Here is a 20611-nt window from a genome sequence, read left to right as displayed (position 1 = left end):
GGTTTTGATTATTTAAAAATCTTTTTTTGCTGAAATATATTTAATTCTCCAAACCGGAAGTAAAACCCATAAAATTAATACTCCAATTGAGGTAAATGCTCCTAAACCGGTTCCAAAAAATTGTTTAAATACCGCTCCCGTATACCCAAGCAAGGCAGAAATATCAAGTTTCAACAAAATAAGTATCCTCGAAAGATCTATAGGGTTAAGCATACTGGCCACCAAAGAGAACTTATCTAAGGGATAATCCTGAAAATATACCAGGGAAAGCAAAAAGAGTCCGTCGTAAACCACGGCCAGGAAAAGCCAAAGTAAGATGGCCAGGCCAAAGCCTTTTATCTTGTTCTCGTAAGATAAGGCGATATTAAACGCCAGGGCAGTAAAAATAAAACTTAGGAATACCCCCGAAACCAATAGGGAAACAAAATCCCAAATTGCCCCCGACTGGAATAAGCCGTAAATAATAAATGGCAAACCCAGGCCCAGAATAAGGCTGGCCGACAATGAGATGGCTACCCCAAGATATTGCCCGAGAAAAATAGAACTTCTTCTTACCGGCTGTGCCAGAAGCAGCTCTGTAAACTCCCGGGAATTATAAAAATACATCACTCCAAAAATGGTCCCAATAAGCGGTACCAAAACAATAATTACATTCATTAGGGTAATTACAGCATTGGAAAGGTCGTTATTTAAAAACAACAAAACCACTCCTAAAAGAAGGTAAAAGAAAAAGTATACGTAACTCCAGAGGCTACGCGAAAGGTCGTAAAAACTATATTTTAATATTTTAAGCATGGTTCCCGGTTAAGATGTTGGCAATAGCGTGTTCAAAATCTTTCTCTCCTGTAGATGTTTTAAGCTCTTCTACCGTTCCGTTAAAATAAATTTTACCTTCCAGTAGAAATACAATTCTATCTGATATTTCTTCTACAAAATTCATAATATGCGAAGTAATAAGAATGGTCTTGCCATTTTCTTTTTCCTGCTGAATAAGCTTTCGCAAACGAATAAGTGAAACGGGATCCAGCCCCGAGGTGGGCTCATCGAGAATAATTAGAGGGCTATTAAACATAAAGCATAAAACAAGGTTTACTTTTTGCTTGCTTCCTCCAGATAGATTGTTAAGTTTCTTTTGCAGGAATGGTTCCAACTTAAAAAGTTCTATTAGCTCCCGGTCACGAGCTTCCTTTCCGCGTAAATCTTTAATCATATCAATAAGCTCCTGCACTTTTAAATTTCCCGGAAAATTGGCTATTTGTGGTAAATAATCTATGTTTTCCCGGTAATTCCAGTGTTTTTTCACCCTTTGCCCATTTACTTCAATTTCTCCCTTTTGGGGTACTACCATCCCCAGGATACTTTTTATAAGTGTAGTTTTCCCCGAACCATTTGGCCCCAATACAGCTATAATTCCGCTTTCGGGAGTTTTAAGTTCAAGTCCGTTTAGCACCACCAGGGAACCAAATTTTTTATGGAGGTTTGTTATGTTTACCATTGAATTCTTTTCATTAAGGGTTGATCATCAATGAGGTTGGCCGGGGTAAAAATAGGAGACACTTTCTCTGAAAAATCCAGTAAATCTATAAATGTACTTCTTAGCAGCACGATAGCCTCAGGGGTTTTGTTCACCAGGTAAGAAAAGAGGCTCACAGGCCTAAAAGGCACATCCCCAATTCCATTTTTATCCAGGTCATAACCAGAATATCCACTCCAATAATTATTACTAAACTTATTGTTATTAAGTTTTCCGGTATAGGCAATATCAAAAGAATTATATAAAAAATTATTTCGCTGAAAATTGTTATCATATACCGCTCCCCGTATTCTTACTGCATATCCATTGTTCCTAAAATTGTTTTCAATATAATTTATACGGTTGGTATTATCGGCACTAATAGCGATGGTGTTATCTTCAAAAATATTATTTCTTAATTCTGAATCGTTTATTTCCTTTAAAAGGAGTCCATACGAAGCACTGCCCCAGTTCTTTCTAAATTTATTATTGTGCATATCAATAAATTTAGAATACATAACCGCCACTCCGGCTCCATTATTTTCAAAAACATTGCCCTTATACAAATCGTGGTCTGAAAACATAAAATGCAAACCATAGCGCAAGTTATCTTTACATAAATTATCAATAACCTCTGAGTTATTTACAAACTCTAAATAAATACCGTCCCTAAGCCCAATTACCTGATTGTTTTTTACGGTTATTTTCTCTGATTTCCAGATATGCACGCCGTTTCCGGAAGTTGATTGACTTTTGGCATTACTGGTAATTTTGTTTCCCAAAATAATCCCTTCGGAAGCTCTTTCTAAGAGAATCCCGAAAAACACCTTATCAAGCCGATTGTTCTTTAGCTCAAAATTTTTGGAGTTGGAGACCAAAATACCCGCAAAATCACTGGTATGGCTTCTTCCAACATTAATAATCTTTAATCCTTCAACAGAAAAGTTTTCGGCTCTTATGCTTAAGGCAGTACCTTTCATTTGGGCGTCTATTACCGGAAAGCCTTCTCCAATAATGCTAATGGATTTATCGATAATACTTATATCATGCTCTTTATAAGTTCCGCTTTTTATTTTGAGGATATCTCCATCCCTTGCCATATCTACGGCTGCCTGAATAGTCTTCACCTCACAGGTTTTACAGACTTCTATCTCCTGCGCCCGTGAAACCACTGAAGCAAAAACAAAAATTATAAAAAGAAAAAACCTGCACATAATATTAGTAACTGGTTATTACCGGTTCATTATTTAGAAAATTACTTTGTAATTCTTCCCAACTTAAAATCCCTTCGCCTCCTTTGTTAACTACATCACTCTCTTTTTTAAAAGCAGCCAAATTGCCGCCCATGGGAGATTTAATACTATCGTTTATCACAAAACCGGCAGCTTTTACATCTATCATCACTCCGGGCTGTTCAAAATTGGCCACAAGATAAACCGCCATATTATAGTCTTGCTGAAGCTGGTGGTTCACCATACATTCTATCGCATCATATTTATACTGCTTTCCTTTTTGGCTTACAGCCTGGGCAGCAAAAGCCTTGCTCACAATTGTCATTTCACAAAAATCACAATTGTCATTTCCGTAATTTATGGGTTGGGGTTCATTGCTGCAAGCCATTAATATCCCAAGCATAAAAAGGTAGATTATCTTTTTCATAGCTTTAATTTTTATTTAGTTCCATTTTTTTTGACTTCCTCCCAAGAAGCCATGCAACTAAAGTCAACAACATTCCTATAAACATTAAATAGGCACCGGCCCTAGGGTAGGAATGTGCAGTGAAATTTAAAATTTTCTGAGATCCAAAGAGGGGTGGTTTGTAGCTCAAAGGATTGCCTTCAGAATCGGTTAGCTTCATAATTGCCCTGGGATCCAGGTCTGTTCCATAATCGGTTAACCAATTATTAAAATCTATCATCCCTAAAACTCCCAAAACCGTCATCAAGATAAGCCATCCTAAAAACCATTTTGGCCCTATAACTTTAAAGAACCCTAGAATTCCCAGCAAGGCACCAAGTGCGGCCATTCCTCCAATTACAAGTGGAAAAGTATTGAATTCCCACATTTCTGCCGGGGTAGGAATCTTTTTCATTCCAATATAATGGTTAATCCCATCTATATTTTGAATATCAAATTCTTCTTCGCCCTCAATTCCACTTATATAAATATTCATCCCCAGAGGGTCAGGATATTGTGGAGCTTCCAACTGAATATTCCAAAGTGGGAAGATAAACAGGCCTAGCAGTAAAGCTGAACCAATTATCATTAAAGTTCCTGATTTTTTCATTTGTAATTGGGATTTTTAAAAGAAAGCGGGCAAACATTCCATCCACCCGCCTTTCTCAATCTAAAAACAACCAGTTTTCAACTAAATAAACTAATTAATCTCTTCGTCATCCAAAGTCCATTTTAATGGCACATTTGAATTTTTACCCGAAACTCTTACATATCCCTGCATTTCCTGGTGTAAGGCCGAACAGAAATCTGTGCAATAGAATGGCCATACGCCTTCTTTTTTAGGTTCCCAGGTAATTGTCTTTGTTTGTCCCGGCATTATTAAAAGCTCTGAAGTATTTGCACCAATCATAGCAAAGCCGTGGGGTACATCAAAATCCTGCTCAAGGTTGGTAACATGGAAGAATACTTTATCTCCTACTTTAATACCTTCCAGGTTATCTGGTGAGAAGTGACTTCTCACGGTAGTCATATACACATGAACTTCATTCCCCTCACGAACCATTTTAGTTTCAGATTCGCTAATAGCGGCATATTCATGCTTGTTTTCATCCAAACGATAAATTTTCTTAGATTTCGATTTGATCTTCTCGGCAGGAATACCTGCAGCATAGTGGGGTTCTCCATGCGTTGGAAAATCTAAAAGAAGTTCCATTTTTTCTCCTGAAATATCATACAGTTGCGCAGAGTGCTCTAACTCGGGGCCGGTGGGCAAGTAACGATCTTTGGTAATTTTGTTCATAGAGATCATATACTTACCGTATGGCTCTCTAGAATTTCCTCCGGGAATCATAAGGTGACCAACAGAATAGTAACTTGGCTGCCTGTCTAAAACTTCCCAGGTTCCTAATTTCCATTTTACAACTTCAGAAGAGATAAAGAAAGTAGTATAGGCATTTCCCTTACCATCAAACTCGGTATGTAGTGGGCCTAAACCTCCTTCTTTAACTGTACCTGCCAAGGTAGAGTCGAAATTTAGCACCGGGATACCATACGCATCTCCATCAAAATCTTCATTCTCGATAGCCTTCAGCATTTTTGAAAAAGAATGAACGGTTAGATCTGTTGAAAGTTTTCCGTTACCTACAATATACTCTCCCGATGGGTCTACATCGCAACCATGAGGAGATTTTGGGGTTGGCATAAAGTAAACCGCTCCTTCCACTTCTCTCGGGTCTACGGTTAAAACTTTCTTTTCCATAGTAGTGGTAGCCGTTTGTGTGCTATGATCAAAAACATTATGCGCATATTCGGCATCTATTTCTTCCCCTCCTCCATTTTTTACATATTCCTGAATTTTCTTCCAGTTTACGGCGGCGATAAAATCTTTATCATTTTGTGAAGCGTTTACTTCCTGCATAGTATGGGCTTCTTCGGTATTATAAGTAGTAAAGAAGAACCATCCGTGGGAATCTCCGCGCCCGGGATGCGAAAGGTCGTAGTTAAAGCCTGGCATTTTTAGCTGAAAATCGATATTCATTCTACCGTTATCATCAATAGCAATAAAGGTAAGAGGGCCTTTAAAGTTTCCTTTCATTTGGTCTATAGCCATATCCTCTTGTGGATAAGGCACAGAAAAACGGGTACCTGCCACTACATATTCGGTATTTTCGGTAATGAAAGAAGAAGAGTGGTTCCCGGCACTGTGGGGGATCTCAATAATTTCTTCGGTTTCAAAAGTTTCAAGACTAATACGCGCTATCCTTGGCGTATTATTTTCATTGATAAAAATCCAACGTCCGTCAAGTTCCCCTTCTGTTTGAGAAATATCGGGATGGTGGGCATCTCCCCAAGGCACAAAACCGAATGAAGTATTTAACATAGGCACTGTTTCTTCAGAATACCCATAACCATTGGTTGGGAATTGGGAAAAAACAGGAATCTCTTTTAGCAACCTTCCCGATGGTAAACCATATACGGTTAGGTTACCGCTATAACCACCTGAGAGAAATGCATAATACTCGTCGTGCTCCCCCGGTGCTACATATACGCGCTCGGCTGCGTTGGAAGTAATGGCTCCCGATTTACTGCCCGAAGATCCATCATTACCACAAGACTGTAAAAAAAGGCCCAGGATTCCGAGGACGGTAATTTTAATTATATTTTTCATTAGATTAGGTTTTAATTTATTACTAGTTACTTGGAAATTGAATTGATTATTCTTTTGGTAAAATAAGGTCTTCTACAACGTGTACCCAGCCATTGCTCACCTTAACAGTACTTACTATCTTAGCTCCGCCTACCATAATATCTTCTCCTTCTTTACTAAGCTCTACATTCTCCCCCGATGCCATGTATAGGGAACGGCCTTTCTTTATATTCTTTTCAAGCATATCTATGGGATAGTTACTGGGTGCCACGTGGTTTGTAAGTATATAAGCCAGTTTAGACTTATTTTCAGTTGTTAATAGATTTTCAACCGTCCCATCGGGCAATTTATCGAAAGCAGTATTTGTGGGGGCAAAAACAGTAAGCGGCCCTACATTTACCAGCGCATTTTCAACACCGGCAGCTTCAACTGCAGCTACTAAAGTGGTATGATCTTTAGATTGCATTGCCAGGCGTAAGGCATTTGGTGTTTCACTATCGTCATCAATAAAGGCCTGGCCTTTATTGGCACTTGTAGTTTCTTCTGTGGTAGCAGCCTCTACTTTATCGCCTTTATTATTCTTACAGCCAATAAGAATAGTGACACTTAAGAGTAGAATACAGCTTAAGAAAAGGACATTTTTTTTCATGATTGGTTGGTTTAATTAAGTGTTGAGTTTTATTTCAATGGAGTTTATAATTCACTTAAACACCTAGTTTTCCTTATCATATTGTCTAAAATACTCTACAATAGCCCTGGCTTCATCTTCTTCAAGCCCCTGATTGGCCATAACGGCCATATTCGATTCTATAAGCAGCTTCTTGGCGATAGGATCTTTTTTAATCATTTCTTCAGGGTTAAGAATCATATTCATGATCCATTCTGGCGAGCGTCTTTCGGTTACACCGGCAATTTCAGGACCTACAAACTTCTTATCCATTTTATGACAGGCAGAGCACATTTTTTTGAATATATCTGCTCCCCTGTTAGCCATTTCTGCATCTATGCTTTCGGGTAAAGCCATAGATTTAATTGGGCCAATGCCTTTATTTGACAGGTCGTTGCCCCCGGAAGCCTTACCAGTTTCAACGTTTTCTTTTTTAGCTTTTGAACTGTAGCCCTCTAAACGAATATCTTCATCTTTATCCTTTTCAGAATTTCCGCAGGCTGCGAAAGAAAATATCAAGGCAATTGCCAATCCTATTTTTAAAGTAAATTTCATAATGATTGTTTTGAATTTCTGAAGTAAAATTACCAGCTATATTCATCCTTTTTTATGACTCCAATCATAAGAGAAATTAAATCAAATATGGGCTTTGTCATTTTAAACAATTCAAAACAAATCACTTACATTAGTACAGGCATAAAAAGACTGTTTTAAATTTTAATACTTTAGCCTTAAAGAAGGCGATGAAGATTAGTAAAAATGAATAAGACAGAAGTAAGTAAATTAGCTTTTGGTATTATATTTTTTGGCTTGCGTAAACCGATAAATTAAGTAGAAAATTGAAGTAGGAAAATTTAAAAATGACCAGTATAAAGAATATCTACAGTCATTAATTTCATTAAATAAAAGGTTTTGGAGCTTATGTTCATTATTTATATAAGCTCTCGGAGAAAGATAGATTTTTTAAGCTTACAAAAGCAACAAGGGAGCTATAATGCCCACCCTCACTTCATTTCTATTATAGTTTGCGGCTCCCAGTTCTTTTACAGCATAGTTTGAATAATCATAATACCTACCAATATAAGCCAGAAAAAACCTGATATCAATTTTCTTAAACGGACTATAGTATAAGGTAGGAACCATCCCGTAGCTTCTTCTCATGTGTTTACGATCGCTTGTAACATTAGAATAGGCGCTACTGGTCATTAAACTTAATAAGCCTTTAAATTTTGAATTAAATTGATATTCGGCCCTAAACCAGTTTTCAATATACAGCACGTCTTCTGCAATAGATTCATCTGCAAAAATTTCGGTTACAATACCTTTGGTATCTACTTCTTCGAAACTGTAATTAAAATCATACATTAAGCTGAAGTTTCGGTTTTGATATTTATTCCCTAAAGTAAAAAAGTAGGTTCCTCTGTTTTTTACCTGGTTAGAATAGCTAAGGCTGTAAATAGTTTGAAATTTACCATCAAAAAAACTTCCGCGCCAGTTTCCAACCACCGCTACCGGCCAATCGGGTTCCTGGATATTTTCAGCAACAACATCGCCATAAATATCTTCGTAGTGCATTGTACGGGAATTTAGCATCTGAAAACCAAACTTATGCCCTCCTAAAGGCTTATAGGTAATACCGGCACCGGTTACAAAGGCTAAAGCATTGCTTTGAATATCGTTATACTCCAACACCTCAAGAGCTTTAAATTCATATTCATAACCTCCGTAAAAAGCATAGGTTTTTCCCAATATAATATCTACAGTAGGACTAAGCTTAATATCCAGATAAGCCAACTCTATATTACTTCCCAACTGGTCCAGGCTTTGTACATCACTACCTTTATTAAAACGATTCCTAAAGCTAAAATCAATCCTATCGTGTAATTTTGCTGAAAATCCCATTGCTGTGAATCCATTCTCAAACTGTATCCCATTATAATAGCGGTCGCCGCCCCTAAAAGTATACGCCTGAAACTCGGTACGCATATCAAAAGTTATATTCAAATTTTCTAAAAGGCTTTTCTTTTCCAAAGAGATAAGAGGTTCTTTCAAACTATCTTTTACCTGTGAAAACCCCAAAAAGGGAGTTAATAATAGCACAGTTATCAGAAAAGACTTTAGCATACAGATTAGAGATTTAAAATTTTAAGCTTTAGGGTTGAACATTTTTTTCTCAATAGGTTTATTTAAAAACAAAAAACTATCAGAAAATTACCTCGGAACAAGTCCACGAGGCATTCGTTGGAAACAACTTTTTAATTTCGAAGCAAGCTTCAGGGTATTATAGCCTTTGGCAATGCTACTAAAGCATCTTTATTAAATCTACTAAAATTTTATGGAAATATTACTCTTATCCACATATTTCACAAATTCTGTTGCATTTGTATTTTCAGACATTCCTTAATCAAAAAAAGGGTTCAGAATTCTCTCAAACCCTAAACCCTTCTTATTTATTTTGAAATATCGCAGCCTAAAATTAAAAATTAACAGGCAAATTTCTATTCCTTTTGATTAAGAAGATTTCCTTAAAAATTATAAATCTATTTAGTTAGTCTTTCAAAATAAGGCAGTTCATCTAAATCAGCCTGGACCACTTTTTTTGTAGGCCCTTTAATTATTTTACCCGAAGAATCTTCCCATTTTCCCTTTGGGAAATGGACTATTCGTTCTCTTTTCTCCTTTTCTAAAACCGGCGCTACCAAAACCTCATCACCTAACATAAACTGATCTTTTACCAGTTCAAACCCCTTGTTTGGAAAGCTATATTCCATGGTACGAACAATTGGCTCCCCCGTTTTAGAAGATTCTTTGGCTAGTTGCATAATATAAGGTGTAAACTCTTTTCGTAAAGCTACACTCTCTTGTACGGCCTGTAAGTGTTCCTTATCTAAAATACGCCAGGGAGCCACTGAAAACTGCATCATAGGCATTAAGGCATGTACCTGTGCCGAACGCACAATAAGCTCCTGGTCTATAGTTTCGGCATTAAGAAATGAAGAAAACTCACCACCTCCTATCATATCGGGTGCACTGTAGGCATATCCCATTAACCCCTGTACGGTAATATTGGGAATTAAAGTAGAAAGATCTCCCCACCTATGTCCTTTATCACTAAGGCGTTGTGCCAGAGGTTGTCCTCCCATTTTCCACATCGCACGATATTCATTTAAAGGAAAATCGAGACCTATTTCCCCAAAAAGTTTAGCATGCTCATTCGGGCTGGTATTTGGCTTGTGGGAAACAAGTACATCGGGATAAAAATTAAAATCGCCAGCATCAAGTTTAAAACCGTCTACGCCATAATTTTCCTGGAGGTATTCTAACTCCCCCTTAAACCATTTTTTGGCGGCAGGGTTAGAAAAGTCTAATAAAGCACTCACACCGTTCCACCAATAGATCATAGCAGGTTCGTTTGGTGGAAGCAGCCTTGTTTCTGTGTTTTTTTCTTTCCCGGGATTTGTTAAAAACAATTCTTTTTTTGCTAAATCTCTGTAAACGTCACTATCGGGACTTACAAAAGGACATACCCATAACATTACTTTAAAACCAAGATCATGCAGTTCATCTATCATAGCTTTAGGGTTTGGAAATCTACCTTCGTGAAAATTCCACTTCCCATAATCTTCCTGCCAGTTATCGTCTATCATTAGCACTCCCGGAGGCAACCCATTATCTATGATTGCGCGGGCGTATTCTAAAATATCTTCTTGATTTTGATTATACATGAGCTCTATCCAGGTGTTATACTGCGGAGCTTTAAAAAGCAATTCGTCAGGTAATTCCCCGGTAGAAGGGAAGAAATTTTCAGAAGCATACTTATAAGCCTCTTTTAAGTTCTTGCCAGCATTAATAACCTTAATATCTCTTCTCGCATCCAGTTCTATGATGTCTTCAGAAACACTAAATTTAAAAGGCTCTTCAGACCATATTACCCGACCCTTACTGGAAACCAATAAAGGTTGTACCTGGTTGTATTTGTTTATTCCATACATATTAAAAGAATAACCGGAAGAAAAAGGCATGCGATGTCCGTCGCTAACCGCCCCACCCCACCAGGATTCATTTTTAAGGATTTTTACTTCTTTACTATTTTGAGCCTGGGCTGAAAAACTAAAAAAGCTGAGTAAAACAAGACATAGAATAGTTGTTCTATAAAGCTTTTGAGATTGTTTTTGATTCATACTTATTTCTCTTAATAATTTGTTTGACTGGGTCTTTAATTTAAATTTTAGAATTTTTGCTTATATTTTATTTGCTAAAGTATGCTTCCATTTAATTATCCTTATTGGGTAATGCTTCTTTAATAGGTGCAAAATAGATTCCTTTATCTGTCCATGTTTCCAAAAGCGCAGGAAGCCGGCTCATAAACCTATTAAAATCTTTCTGCTTAGGTTGGGTCCAACCTACTTCTGCATAGGCCGCAATACGAGGATAAACCATATAATCCATATAACCATTGGTAGGGATCCATTCTCCCCACATTTGGGCACCTGTACCTATAACATTATTGTGATACTGTGTTTCTAAACTTTCAGGAATCGGGTCAAAATTATAAGCTCTTTCCAAAGAAATATTGCTATAAGAATAATCGAGGTAGGTTTCGGTATGCAATGAATTAACAATTTCATATCCTTCAGCAGCTGCCTCTGTCATTAACTTGATATCACCACGCCAAAAGTGTACTACAGAACTTTTAGACAATTCCTCTTCTGCTGCTTTATCCTTTTTGGCCTGATATTCGTGAATGTTCTGCCCTAAAATCTCGTTCCAGCCCATCATCTTACGCCCTTTACTTTCTAAATATTGGGAAATTCTATTGGTAAAAGCTACTTGTAAATCGGCAAAAGTATTTAGGTTATTTTCCTTCATATAATTTTTAATCATCGCCGATTGTTCCCAATGCTCATACTTGGCTTCATCGCCACCAATATGGATTACTTTTGAAGGGAACAGCGCCATTACCTCATCCAGTACATCGGTAAGAAACTCGTAAACCTTTGGATCGGCTACATTAAAAATATCTTCGCTAACCCCAAAATTAATCGGCACCTCTATTTCCTCTCCCGAAGAGCCCAACCAGGGATATGCAGCGATTGCTGCAGAAGCGTGCCCGGGCATTTCAATTTCAGGAACCACCGTGATATACCGATCTTCGGCATATTTTATAATCTCTTTAATTTCATCCTGGGTATAAAAACCTTCGTGAGGTTCTCCAGATTGTATGGGGCTATTCCATTTTCGGGGACCAACCTGTGTACTTGCCCTCTTAGATCCAATTTCGGTAAGTAAAGGATATTTTTTAATTTCAATACGCCAGCCCTGGTCATCTACCAAATGCCAGTGAAAAACGTTCATTTTTAACCTTGCCATCTCGTCTAGCAACTTCTTCACCTGTGTTATACCTTTAAAATACCTGGCTTCATCCAGCATAAATGCCCTCCATTCAAAACGTGGGGCGTCGGTAATTTCAACATAGCTCAAAACATGATCTTTATTGGTTTTTAGCATTTGAAGTAGCGTTTGTAGCCCATAAAAAAGGCCCTGTTCGCTTGCTGCGGAAATTTTCACCCCTTTTTTGTCTATGAGTAAATTGTAGCCTCCTTTAGATTTGGTCTCTATTTTATTATCTAAAATAAAATGTAGGTTGGCTGCAGACTTACTTTTGGCGAGTGTAATATTTCCTTCAAAATTATCCTGTAATGCTTCTGAAGCATATTCCAATAATGGGTTCAGGGTTTCTTTATTTATCCTTAAGCTCAATTTATTTTTGTGCGCAAAGTTTCCTTCAGTTTTAATCATTTTATTGGGCTGCGGAATTACCTGAAAAGCATCATCTTGTGCTATCGATACAAATGGTAACATAAACAACAGGGAGTAGCCCAGGAATCTGAGGGATTTAATCATATCTTAGGGTTTTACTAATTTTATTCTGCGTTAGCTATTAATCTTCGGTTACTTTACTATCCCACCAATTTTTATTAGGGCTAAAGTCTTTAGAAAGCACTTTTTTTCGTTCTGCTTCCAGATTTGGCAACAGATTATTTACTTTCTTTTCGTACAACTCTTCGGCTAATTCAGGGTCGTGCATTGGATCTTTTTCTGGTTTCTTTGCGGCAACTTCGTTTAGAAATTCTTCTAACTCCTTCCGCATTTTTGAAGTAATCTCCGGGTTTTCTGATGCAACATCATTTTGTTCTCCGGGATCGATATTTAAGTTATATAACTCATCTCTATCATCTTCGTAATAATGGATTAATTTCCAATCTTTTTTCCGAATAATGGAAGAAGGCTCGCCCCCCTGATTTCCGTAATGCGGATAATGCCAATAAAGGTTCCTATCGGCAATCTTTTTACCTTCCAATAATGGTTTTAGGCTTTTCCCATCTTTATGCTGATTTGGTAAAAGATCGGTATTCGCAAAATCAAGCAGTGTTGGGTAAAAGTCGGTGCCTGTTACAGGCTCCTCTATCTTTTTGGGAGCATCTTTCATCCAGGGAACTTTAATAAAGAAAGGTTCTCTTATGCCTCCTTCCCATTGGTAACCTTTCCCCCCGCGTAATGGCAAATTTGAAGTAGAAAAGGAATCGCCAGAAGCCACACCACCATTATCTGAAGTAAAAACAACAATTGTATTATCGGCTATTCCCAGTTCCTGTAACTTATCTAAAACCAGGCCTACAGCATCGTCCATTTGCTCTACAAGCCCCGCATAGATAGGATTATCCTGAACAGTACGAATAGGAAGTACGCGCTCCATTTCGTACCCACTTTCTTTGATTCCTAATTTTTCTGCTTTCTCACGGTATTTTTCCCATTTTTTTTCGGTAGTCTGAATGGGGCCGTGAACAGCATAAAACGAAAGAAAAGCGAAAAAAGGCTCGTCTTTATTTGCTGTCATAAAATCTGAAGTTTCCCTGGCCAGACGCATAGAAAGATTTTCGGCTTTTTCCCGGTTTGGAAGTTTAGGATTTTTCCAAGGAGAAAAATAACCACCTATTGGTGTCCCAACATCCCAGCCTCCTTTATTAATTTCAAATCCGTGATCTTCAGGATAAGAGCCTTCGTCTCCTAAATGCCACTTCCCGGCAAAAAATGTTTTATAACCGGCATCACGCATAGCTTCTGCCAAACTTGTATCTTTTTTGGGCAATTGATGAACATAATCTGCGGGCAGCAGTTTACTATTCCTACCAAGTCTACGCCAATCTTTACCTGTAGCCTCACCAATCCAATTTGTAACCCCATGACGGGCTGTAAATTTACCGGTCATAATACTGGCACGGGCAGGACTACAAACCCTACTGGCAGAATACCCCTGAGTAAAGATAGTACCTTCATGAGCTATACGATCTATATTAGGTGTTTCATAAAAATCACTTCCGGTAACACTAAGATCGTGAAGCCCCATATCATCTACAAGAATAAAGACTATGTTGGGATTTTTATTATTTTCTTTGTTAGAATCATCTGAAGCTTTGTCATTATAATTTTTACAGCTTAGAATAACTAAACTTAGCAAAAGCCCACTTAATAAAACTTTCGTTTTGTTAGATTTTAGGAGAGAAATCATGCGTTTGTATTTAGTTTGATATTTTAACTCGTAAAAATATCATAATATAGTTATACCTCCTAACAAGGTTTCCTATAAAATCACAAAAGCGAAGAATTGATTCTTCCCTCCCTTATTCTTTCACTAAAAGATCAGCACCTACCGGGTAGTGGTCTGATAAATATTCGGTTTCCCCTTCATTAAATATAAATGCATCCACTACTTTATCCAGCATCCCGGATGGCAAAAAAATGTAGTCAATTCGTTCTTCAATTTTTGAGCGCACACTCTTATGTTTTGAAACATTCATTAAAATTGGGCTAGGGAATGTAGCACGCTTATTTGCCGCTATATACTCACGACATATATCAACTAATGGGTATGATAAAAACATAGAAATTGTTGAATAATCAAATCTTCCTTCTATTAAGTTTTCACTATTATTTCCCCCGTAATTCTGTAGTAATTTAGTTGCATTTCCCTCCATATAATCGGCATCCATAGGTGAATGCGCATTCATATCGCCCATTAATAAAAAGTTCTCCAAACCTTTATCCCGGATATAGTTTACGATAAAATTGGCTTCCTGAAACCTTTCTTTTGTGTTAGATGGATTTAAGTGTGTCACTAAAAAATCGAAGCCATGGGTTTCAACGTGCAAAAGACCGTGACCAACATTTTCAACGATTTTGTTCTTTATATTTATTGGTTTTTTTGAAGTTATTCCCACAGGATAACCATCTTCTTTAACAATTGCTGCATAGGAATGCCCCCATTTCTTAGCCAATGCAATTAAACTTTCCTGAGTAAAATTATTAAGTTCCTGCATTGCCAATACCTCGGGATCCTGACTCTTAACCCAGGCTATGAAACGATTTTGACGTTCTACATCTTTCCCCCAATTAAAACCATTAAAAATATTATAAGATATAATTCGAATCTTCTTTACATCAGGTTTCCAATACCTTTCTAAAGAATCAGTATTAACCTGAGCTTGAGATTGGTTAAAACACACCGAAAATATCAGAAATATCAATGTAGAAAATAAAGGCTTTATCATTGAACTGTTTTTTGCTTTTGTTAAAATCTATTTTGAAATGATTGTGCTCTCTTATTCCTTCTCAAAAATCTTTATTTGCTCCCATTCCTGAGCATTCAATGGTGCATCATTTTGTTGCCTAGTTCCTGGAGTACTTCTACCATTCTCAATTATTGAAGTCATGAGCGCTTTCAATTCTTTGCTTTTTTCCGGTTTCTTTTCATATAAATTATGCTCCTCCCCAGGGTCTGATTCTATATTATACAATTGAAATACGGGTAGGTCTTTTACCTCTTTAGATCCAGGTACAGGATCGCTCCAGCCTCCCGAACCAGGGGCAAAAATCATTTTCCAGTTTCCTTTTCTAATCGCAAAAGTTCCGTTTACCGAGTGGTGAACCGTAGCTTTCCTTTTATAATTAGATGTGGTTTCCTTAGAGAACAGCGGTAGCATTGAAAAGCTATCTTCCCCTTCATTATCCTTTAAATCAACCTCCAGGATATCTGCTGCTGTGGCTAAAAAATCTGTTGAACTTATAGTGATATCTGAAGTAGACTTTTGTTCTATATGAGCCGGCCATTTTACAATAAACGGAACACGATGTCCTCCATCAAAAATATCTGCTTTATGCCCCCGGTACAGATAACTGGATTGGTGCTTTTTCTCCTTAAGTACTTCTAAATTTGCACTTGGAGCCGGACCATTGTCACTGGTAAAAACTATTAGGGTATTATCTTCTATTCCGGCCTCTTTCACTGCTTGAGAGAGTTGCCCCATATAGAAATCAATCTCCATAACAAAATCACCGTATGGATTTAAACCACTCTTCCCTCTCCACTCACCGGTGGGCAGAATTGGCGTATGTGGCGAAGGCAGTGCCAAATACAAATAGAAAGGACTTTTCTTTTTAGAACTTTGTTTTACATATTTAATTGCTCTTTCAAAGAAATTGGGCGTAACATCTTCGTGTTCAAAATCGGCTCCAGTAGGGCCCGACCTCCAAAACTCATAAGAGTCTTTGTTTTCGGTAATGGTATTGGGCAATGCCGTAATGATATCGTTTTCAACATATACATAAGGCGCCATATCCAGAGAAGCGGCATGTGCATAGTAATAGTTAAACCCCAAATCTTTTGGTGAATTTTTTATTGGTTTTGAGAAGTCAATATTATCAAAATCCCGCAAATCCCAACCTGCACCCAGAGAATCTCCAGTTTTTAAGGCCCAATTCCAACCCAAATGCCATTTACCTATAAAAGCAGTATTATAGCCCTGTTTTGTAAGCAAGGATGCGATTGTTGTTCTATCGTTAGGAATTAGTGGCCCGGAAGCGCCCGTGAGGACCCCGCTTTTTAAAGGACTTCTCCAGTTATACCTCCCGGTTAGGATACCATAACGAGTGGGAGTACAAACTGAGGAAGAGGTATGTGCATCGGTAAACTTTATACCCTCAGCTGCCAACTTATCTATATGGGGAGTCTTTATCTTAGACTGGGGATTAAATGCCTGAATATCTCCATATCCTAAATCATCGGCTAGCACATAAATAATATTTGGAGCTTTTTGCTGAACTTCATTTTCCTTTTTATCGGACTTACAACCAAAAACAAGAAGGCTAAAAAAAACAACCAGGCTTATTTTTAAAATACTTTTTTTCATTTCATTATTATAATTCGAAATTAGCTTCCCACCTTACAACACGTGGGATGTAACCATGTAGTTACCCGCTTTAAGTCCATTTTTTAGCTAAAAGATACAACCGGGCAGTTGCTAAACTTTATTTCTTATTTTACTCTGTATAAAACTTTTCTTGATGTTGGGTAGCTAATTTTAGTAGCTCTTTTGCTTTTTCGGGATAACTATCAATCACATTGCCTTTCTCATAAGGATCATGAAGCAGGTCGTATAAAGTTGTATCTAAATCTTCCTGATAATAAGATCCCGGCGCGCCACCAACCCCGGCTTTAGACAAAGTGCGATAAGGGTGCCTTAAATGTAATTTCCACCTTCCATCACTACTCATTACACCTTGTAAGTTTGCATCATTGGAAAAAGGATAATATTGATGAGGGTTTTGGGCTCCGGGCTTATCTACTATTAAATCCCATACATCCTTCCCGTCTATTTCATTTTCGGGAAGTGGCGTGTTAGTAAGTTTACAGATGGTAGGTAAAATATCGATAGAGCTAAAGGTTTTTCTGGTAATAGTTCCAGCTTTTATTTCTTCGGGATATTTGATAATAAGGGGATTGCGAACTCCACCTTCAAAAATAGTTCCTTTACCTTCACGAAAACGCGTTATTCCAGCGTGATCCCCATAGGCCAGCCAGGGGCCATTATCTGAAGCGATAAAAACAAAAAGGGTATTAGCTTCTAATCCATTTTTTTTGATGGCATCGTTAACCTGCCCTACAGACCAATCTAACTCCATCATCACATCGCCATAAACCCCGGTTCCCGATTTGCCCTGAAATTTTTCACCGGCAAAAACAGGTACATGCGGCATAGAATGCGGGAGATAGAGGAAAAATGGTTCATCTTTATTCTTTTCTATAAAACTCACAGCATCCTGGGTATACCATTTGGTAAGCTCTGTTTGGTGCTGGGCGGTAACACTATCAATTACAACCTCGCCATTCTTCCAATACTGAAGTGGCCATTTACCCCAATATTCAGGATTTTCGGGATGACCAGACCACATATCGTTAGAATACATTAAGCCGGAAGATTCCTCAAATCCCCTATCGTGCGACCTATGGCCCGGTTTATCGCCCAGGTGCCATTTACCAAAAATCCCGGTTTTATAACCATTTTTTTGTAGCACTTCTCCCATAGTTGCAAATTGCGGATCAAGACCTGGTTCACCAGGCCCGTGAGCCCCAAAAACCTTTGTACGACCCGGGTAACTTCCGGTTAGCAACGCAGCGCGGGAAGCCGAACAAACCGCTTGCGGAACATAAAAATTATAAAAACTACGCCCTTCTTCTGCCAAAGTTTCAACATTGGGAGTTGGATATTGTGGGTTTCCAAAAGGTGCAAAATCATCGAAGGCCCCATCGTCTAAAAAGATTAAAACTACATTGGGTTTAGAAGCTTTGCTATCATTAGCTGTATCAGTTTTGCATCCTAAAACCGCAAAAGGAATAAGGGCCAATATCAGATAGGTAAAGTTGCATCTAAATTTTTTCAGCTTTATTTTTTTTGTTCCCATTTTGAAAAAAATCATTCTTTAATTGTTTTATCACATTAAAAGGCAGTTAAGTAATTATTTTACAACCAAATGCCATCTTTTATTATTAATCTCCTGTTTATAGGTATGTAAACGTTTTAATTAAAACAAGTTAAAACTACCTCCTTAATTAAGAAACCTAAGCAAGGATTGAACGCTACTTTCTTTATTAAGCACTCCATCTTATTGATTTTAGATAATTAGCTACGACCAGATAATATCACTCCAACTTAAGCCTCGTCTACTTTTTAAAATATTTTGATTTGAAACTGTATTCTTTCCAAGCGAAATTTAAAACTTTTGATTCATAATTAGATGTTCCTGGGCTTATATATTTTCTTTGAAACACATTGCCTTGTGAGTACATAACTTATATTTTCACAAAATAGCTTCAGTATTATAGTTTTAAGTCCTAAAATTTTAATATTCAAAATACCTGGTAATAGTATTTAGAACCTGCTAACCAAAAAATAAATAAAAACAAATCGCTTAATTCTATTCAAACAAACCCGGTAGCCACAGGCTAATAGCAGGTATAAAAGTAATTAGGAGTAACACTAGAAACATTACTACATAAAGTGGTAGTAAGGGTTTTATTACCTTTTGAATACTGGTTTTTGCCACACCAACTCCTACAAAAAGAACAGAACCCACCGGTGGTGTACATAATCCTACGCATAGGTTCATTACCATTACAATTCCAAAATGGATTGGATCTACTCCCAGGTTTTCCATAACCGGTAAAAATATAGGTGTAAAGATTAGTACAGCCGGGGTGACGTCCATAAAAATTCCTACAAAAAGCAACAATAAGTTAATAATCAATAAAATCACAAATTTGTTATCGCTAAGAGAAAGTAAGGTATCACTAACGGCCTGAGGTATATTTTCATAAGACATTACCCAAGACATACTCATAGATGCAGCAATTAACAACATAACAATAGCGGTGGTACCTACCGAATCCAGAAATACTTTAAAAAGAATTTTTCTATCCAGTTCCCGGTATATAATAGCTAAGACCAGGCAATATATAACTGCAATTCCAGAAGCTTCGGTGGCGGTGAATACCCCAGACACAATTCCACCAATTACTACTACTAATAGCAAAAGGCTGGGAAATGCGTTAAAAAAGGTAGAGAGTATTTTTTTAAAGCTTGTTGAATTCCCAGCTGGATATTTTTTCTTTTTAATCCATACACTGGCTGCAAGCATAAGGGCCAACCCCATTAAAATTCCGGGGATATAACCGGCTAAAAATAAAGACGCAATAGAAACCCCTCCACTGGCCAAAGAATATACAATAAGCACGTTAGAAGGTGGAATTACCATTCCTGTGGTAGAAGAAGTAATATTAATTGCCGCCCCAAACTCTTTAGAGTAATTTTCCTTCTCCATAGGTGGCCCCAGAATACCTCCAATGGCTGAAGCAGCCGCTACAGCAGAACCGGAAATAGCACCAAATAATATTGCTGCTATTACATTTACATACACCAATCCGCCGGGCATAGAGCCAATTAAGGCCTTCGCAAAATCAATAAGTCGTCGGGCAATTCCTCCCTGGTTCATTATTTGTCCCGCTAAAATAAAAAATGGAATTGCAAGCAAGGAAAAGCTGTCCAATCCTGTTCCCATTCTTTGCGCTATAGTGGTAAAAGCTACCAGTGAATCGAGTGAAGCCAGCATAGTAAATAAACAAGACAACCCAATAGACCAGGCTACCGGCACCCCAATGGCCAGTAATACTACAAATGAAATTACAAGGATTAATATTTCTGAAATCATGTTAGGTACTTTTCGGAATTTAAAATTTCATTTACTTTATAAGCTATTACCAATACACCACTTAAAGGAAGTACAGTATAAATAATGTATAAGGGAACCCCTAAGGCAGCCGAGTTTTGCCCCAGGTCAAAATTCACATAAACAAGGTTGCCCCCACCAATAATTAAAACCGTTATACAGAAAAATATTATTAAGACATTAATGCTGATTTTCAGTCTTTTTTTGTGGAGTGGGTTTAATTTGCTTTCCAACAAATCTATTGCTAAATGATTTTGCTGTCCTGATGCATAAGCCGCTCCTAAAAGCCCAATCCAAATGAGTAGAAAACGGGACAACTCTTCGGTTATAGAACTTGGGGCTTGCATTACATATCTTGAAAAGACCTGCCAGGTTACTGCCATAACCATAATAGCCATAAGTAGTACTAAAAAATGACTTAAAACTTTATCTATATTTTCTTTCATCTGTATATAGTTTTATAGCATATGCAGAGATTATACTACAT

The 20611-nt window shown here is 37.5% G+C and carries 17 protein-coding genes; all 17 read right to left on the bottom strand.

What is annotated here, in order from left to right; all coding sequences use genetic code 11:
• Positions 1 to 12 precede the first annotated feature (12 nt).
• The gene (locus tag I6U50_RS14755) at positions 13 to 795 is read right to left on the bottom strand and encodes an ABC transporter permease (RefSeq protein ID WP_198627660.1); all 783 of its coding nucleotides are present in this window, start codon (positions 793 to 795) and stop codon (positions 13 to 15) included.
• A complete protein-coding gene (locus tag I6U50_RS14750) occupies positions 788 to 1495 on the bottom strand; it encodes an ABC transporter ATP-binding protein (protein WP_193711178.1) in 708 nt (235 codons plus the stop codon). The genes I6U50_RS14755 and I6U50_RS14750 overlap by 8 nt, the downstream gene beginning before the upstream one ends.
• Complete coding sequence (nosD, locus tag I6U50_RS14745) at positions 1489 to 2640, bottom strand: nitrous oxide reductase family maturation protein NosD (RefSeq protein WP_317192037.1); 1152 nt, start codon at positions 2638 to 2640, stop codon at positions 1489 to 1491. The genes I6U50_RS14750 and nosD overlap by 7 nt, the downstream gene beginning before the upstream one ends.
• Before the next feature lie 91 nt (positions 2641 to 2731).
• Positions 2732 to 3172 (bottom strand): nitrous oxide reductase accessory protein NosL, encoded by a 441-nt coding sequence (locus I6U50_RS14740; protein WP_198639403.1) that lies wholly within the window; start codon positions 3170 to 3172, stop codon positions 2732 to 2734.
• A 4-nt stretch (positions 3173 to 3176) separates the two neighbouring features.
• The gene (locus I6U50_RS14735) at positions 3177 to 3800 is read right to left on the bottom strand and encodes a hypothetical protein (RefSeq protein ID WP_198639402.1); all 624 of its coding nucleotides are present in this window, start codon (positions 3798 to 3800) and stop codon (positions 3177 to 3179) included.
• Between the two features lie 90 nt (positions 3801 to 3890).
• Positions 3891 to 5858: a Sec-dependent nitrous-oxide reductase gene (gene nosZ, locus I6U50_RS14730; RefSeq protein WP_193711182.1), complete on the bottom strand. Its 1968-nt coding sequence runs from the start codon at positions 5856 to 5858 to the stop codon at positions 3891 to 3893.
• Between the two features lie 46 nt (positions 5859 to 5904).
• Positions 5905 to 6486, bottom strand: coding sequence for a fasciclin domain-containing protein (locus tag I6U50_RS14725; protein ID WP_198639401.1), 582 nt, complete (start codon positions 6484 to 6486; stop codon positions 5905 to 5907).
• Between the two features lie 63 nt (positions 6487 to 6549).
• Positions 6550 to 7059, bottom strand: a complete 510-nt coding sequence (locus I6U50_RS14720) for a c-type cytochrome (RefSeq protein WP_198639400.1) — start codon at positions 7057 to 7059, stop codon at positions 6550 to 6552.
• A gap of 414 nt (positions 7060 to 7473) precedes the next feature.
• The gene (locus I6U50_RS14715; RefSeq protein ID WP_232805958.1) at positions 7474 to 8583 is read right to left on the bottom strand and encodes a porin; all 1110 of its coding nucleotides are present in this window, start codon (positions 8581 to 8583) and stop codon (positions 7474 to 7476) included.
• A gap of 461 nt (positions 8584 to 9044) precedes the next feature.
• Positions 9045 to 10685, bottom strand: a complete 1641-nt coding sequence (locus I6U50_RS14710) for a glycoside hydrolase family 31 protein (RefSeq protein ID WP_198639398.1) — start codon at positions 10683 to 10685, stop codon at positions 9045 to 9047.
• A 91-nt stretch (positions 10686 to 10776) separates the two neighbouring features.
• Positions 10777 to 12408 (bottom strand): beta-N-acetylhexosaminidase, encoded by a 1632-nt coding sequence (locus I6U50_RS14705; protein ID WP_198639397.1) that lies wholly within the window; start codon positions 12406 to 12408, stop codon positions 10777 to 10779.
• 37 nt (positions 12409 to 12445) lie between these two features.
• Positions 12446 to 14074 (bottom strand): sulfatase, encoded by a 1629-nt coding sequence (locus I6U50_RS14700; RefSeq protein ID WP_198639396.1) that lies wholly within the window; start codon positions 14072 to 14074, stop codon positions 12446 to 12448.
• Positions 14075 to 14186: 112 nt separating this feature from the next.
• Complete coding sequence (locus I6U50_RS14695; protein ID WP_198639395.1) at positions 14187 to 15113, bottom strand: endonuclease/exonuclease/phosphatase family protein; 927 nt, start codon at positions 15111 to 15113, stop codon at positions 14187 to 14189.
• Positions 15114 to 15164: 51 nt separating this feature from the next.
• Positions 15165 to 16751 (bottom strand): sulfatase family protein, encoded by a 1587-nt coding sequence (locus I6U50_RS14690; RefSeq protein WP_198639394.1) that lies wholly within the window; start codon positions 16749 to 16751, stop codon positions 15165 to 15167.
• A 130-nt stretch (positions 16752 to 16881) separates the two neighbouring features.
• Complete coding sequence (locus I6U50_RS14685; protein WP_198627673.1) at positions 16882 to 18318, bottom strand: sulfatase family protein; 1437 nt, start codon at positions 18316 to 18318, stop codon at positions 16882 to 16884.
• Positions 18319 to 18816: 498 nt separating this feature from the next.
• A complete protein-coding gene (locus tag I6U50_RS14680; RefSeq protein WP_198627674.1) occupies positions 18817 to 20106 on the bottom strand; it encodes a TRAP transporter large permease in 1290 nt (429 codons plus the stop codon).
• On the bottom strand, positions 20103 to 20570 hold the full coding sequence (locus I6U50_RS14675; protein ID WP_193711193.1) for a TRAP transporter small permease: 468 nt from the start codon (positions 20568 to 20570) through the stop codon (positions 20103 to 20105). The genes I6U50_RS14680 and I6U50_RS14675 overlap by 4 nt, the downstream gene beginning before the upstream one ends.
• Between the last annotated feature and the right edge of the window lie 41 nt (positions 20571 to 20611).

It is taken from the genome of Salegentibacter maritimus (genome assembly GCF_016236975.1).
GTDB lineage: Bacteria > Bacteroidota > Bacteroidia > Flavobacteriales > Flavobacteriaceae > Salegentibacter > Salegentibacter maritimus.
This window is presented reverse-complemented; position numbering and strand designations above follow the sequence as displayed.